Here is a 3,252-nt window from a genome sequence, read left to right on the forward strand (position 1 = left end):
CCAGCCACAGTTGCACCAGCAGGGCAGCCACCACGCTGAATGCAGCTACCACGCCGGTCCACTGGATAATCGGCAGGGCTGCTTGATGGCCTGCCACCCAGGCTGCATCTGAGGCCAGGGTTTTCTTCGTACGGATCCCGGCTCCACCATGGCGACCAATAGACCCGGATGCTGCAGCCCGAGTGATCGCAATGCATACCACGGGCACAAGCACCACACCGAAAAGTGGTGGGGCTACAGCAATCATGATTCTTGGGTTGCCCTCAGCAGGTAGCTGCCGTATCCAGATTTCTTCAGCTCTTCACCCAACCGGGTTACTTCAGCAGCGGTGATGAACCCTTCACGGAAGGCAGCTACCTCAGGCGAACCAATGATATTGCCGGTACGCTTCTGCAGCACCTCCACATAAGAAGATGCCTCTGACATGGAATCAATCGTGCCGGTATCCAGCCAGACATCACCACGGTCCAGGCGCTGCACGGTCAATGCACCGGAGTTGAGATAGGCCTCGTTCACGGAGGTGATCTCCAACTCGCCGCGTTCTGATGGTTTGATCGATTTGGCGATCTCCACCACGCGGTTGTCGTAGAAGTACAGACCCACCACCGCGAAATTAGACTTCGGCACTTCTGGTTTCTCCTCGATGGACACCGCACGGTTATCAGCATCAAACTCCACCACACCATAACGCTCCGGGTCGGAGACCTCATAGGCGAAGACGATGCCACCGTCTGGATCAGCACAGGCCTTCAGAGCACGGCCCAGTTGGGCGCCGTCGAAGATGTTATCGCCAAGCACCAGAGCCACATCGTCATCGCCAATGAAGTCCTCACCGATGATGAATGCCTGTGCCAGACCATCCGGGGATGGCTGCACCGCATAGGTCAGTTCGATGCCCCAGGCGGAGCCATCACCCAGGAGGCGTTCGAAGGAATCGCGGTCCTCCGGGGTGGTGATGATGAGGATCTCGCGGATACCGGCCTGGATCAGCGTGGTCAGGGGATAGTAGATCATCGGTTTGTCATAGATCGGCATTAACTGCTTGGAGATGCCCTTGGTGATTGGATACAGCCGCGTGCCGGATCCACCGGCCAAAATGATGCCCTTCATTTACAGCTCCTCAAGGTAATCGCTTAGACGTGAGCGCCAATCCGGTGCCTCAAACCCGGTGGCGGCCAGCTTGGATAGATCCAGCACCGAGTTCAGTGGCCGCGGTGCGGCCTCAGGCTTATCAGCGAAGTACTCCGCCGTGGACACACCGGTCACCTGTGACGCATCCCGGAAGACCTCCCGGGCAATATCTGCCCAGGACGCTGGCTCACCGGAGTTGCTGAGGTTATAGGTGCCATATTCAGCACCCGATTCCAGCAGGTGCTTGATGCCAGCAGCGATATCCTGGGTGAAGCTCAAACGCCCGATCTGATCATCCACCACCGAGGGGGCGATACCACGCTGATCAAGTGAGGCCATGGTTTTCACGAAGTTATTTCCATCACCAATGACCCAGCTGGTGCGCACCACATAATGCCGTGGCGCAGTGGACGCGGCGATGTCACCAGCGGCCTTGGACTGGCCATATACACCCAGGGGTGAGAAAGGAGCCTGCTCGTCATAGGACTGGGCAGCACCGTCGAAGACGTAGTCAGAGGACACATGCACCAGGGTGAGGTTGTTTTCCCGGGCTATCGTGGCGAGGTTTCCCACCGCGGTGGCGTTGACGGCCCAGGCTGTTGCGCGCTCAGTTTCGGCTGTATCCACGCCCGTGTAGGCGGCGGCGTTGATGATGGCGGAGTACTGCTTCCACGGGCGTGCCGTGGTCAGATCAGCGGTGATGTCCAGGTCCTGCCGGCTCACGAACTCAGCATCCGGGAACACCGCGCGCAGCGCGGTGCCTAATTGACCGGCGGCACCGGTCACCAGAACCTTGCGGGAGGGCAGCGGGGAAGCGTCGGCAAGCACCGGGTGGTTCTTGTCCTTGTCAGAAATCTCGGTGATCGGCAGGGGCCAGTCGATCATGTCGAGGTTGACATTGGAGTAGGTGGCGTTGGGGGACCAGTGATCATTGACCAGGTAGGTATAGAGCGTGTTGTTTTCCAGCGCCTGGAAACCATTGGCCACCCCGCGCGGGACGTACACGCCGACATCAGGGGTGATCGTGGTGGTGACCACCGCACCAAAAGTGGGGGAGCCTTCGCGGAGATCGCACCACGCACCGAACACGGCGCCGGTGCCCACGGAGACGAACTTATCCCAGGGCTCGGCGTGCAGACCACGGGTGGTGCCAGCGCGCGCGTTGAAGCTCATGTTGTTTTGCACGGGACCGAAATCCGGCAGACCCATGCTGGTCATCTTGTTGCGTTGCCAGTTTTCCTTGAACCAGCCGCGGTTATCGCCGTGGACGGGGAAATCAAAGATGAATAGGCCGTCGATGTCGGTCTCACGCAGGGTGAGGTCTTTGTTGAATGAGGTCATGGTTTACTGGCCCTGCTTAGCGTAGGTGGCTTCCACATCATCCTTGGCGGGCTTCCACCAGTCCTGGTTTTGGGTGTACCACGCAATCGTCTGCTCCAGTCCTGCGCGCATGCCGGTGTCGGTGTCGGTGTACTTCGGCGCCCAGCCCAGCTCAGTGCGCAGCTTGGTGGAATCCATGGCATAACGCAGATCATGTCCCGGGCGGTCAGCCACATGCTCATAGGCATCAGCACCCAGACCCATGAGCTCACAGATCATGGAGATCACGGCCTTGTTGTTCACGTGGTCATTATCTGCGCCGATGATATAGGTTTCACCCAGCACGCCCTCCCGCAGGATCAGGTGCACAGCGTCATTGTGGTCATCCACGTGGATCCAGTCACGGACCTGCTCGCCCGTGCCGTAGAGCTTCGGGGTGAGCCCGGAGAGGATATTGGTGATCTGGCGTGGAATGAACTTCTCGATGTGCTGATACGGCCCATAGTTATTCGAGCAGTTGGAGATCGTCGCCTTGATACCGAAGGAGCGGATCCAGGCGTGGACCAGGTGATCAGAGCCGGCCTTGGTGGCGGAATAGGGCGAGGATGGCTTGTAGGCGGTGGTCTCGGTGAAACGGTTGGGATCATCCAGTTCCAGATCCCCGAAAACCTCATCGGTAGACACGTGGTGCAGGCGCTTATCGTGGCGGCGGATCGCCTCCAAGATGACAAAGGTGCCCACAATGTTGGTCTGTACAAAGGGGGAGGGATCATTCAAGGAGTTGTCATTGTGGGACTCGGC

The 3,252-nt window shown here is 58.9% G+C and carries 4 protein-coding genes; all 4 read right to left on the minus strand.

Features of this window, described 5'->3' with window-relative positions; genetic code table 11:
- Positions 1–247, minus strand: a 247-nt coding sequence (locus tag Q0M74_RS13520; protein ID WP_293955327.1) for an SdpI family protein, incomplete at its 3' end; no start/stop codon positions are given.
- On the minus strand, positions 244–1,110 hold the full coding sequence (gene rfbA, locus Q0M74_RS13525; RefSeq protein ID WP_293955329.1) for a glucose-1-phosphate thymidylyltransferase RfbA: 867 nt from the start codon (positions 1,108–1,110) through the stop codon (positions 244–246). The genes Q0M74_RS13520 and rfbA, both read right to left, overlap by 4 nt.
- Entirely contained in the window at positions 1,111–2,472 is a 1,362-nt protein-coding gene (locus Q0M74_RS13530; protein ID WP_293955331.1) for a sugar nucleotide-binding protein, read from the minus strand.
- Positions 2,473–2,475: 3 nt separating this feature from the next.
- A partial coding sequence (locus Q0M74_RS13535; protein ID WP_293955333.1) for a dTDP-glucose 4,6-dehydratase occupies positions 2,476–3,252 on the minus strand: 777 nt, incomplete at its 5' end.

The sequence above is a fragment of the uncultured Corynebacterium sp. genome (genome assembly GCF_945649885.1).
Lineage (GTDB): Bacteria > Actinomycetota > Actinomycetes > Mycobacteriales > Mycobacteriaceae > Corynebacterium.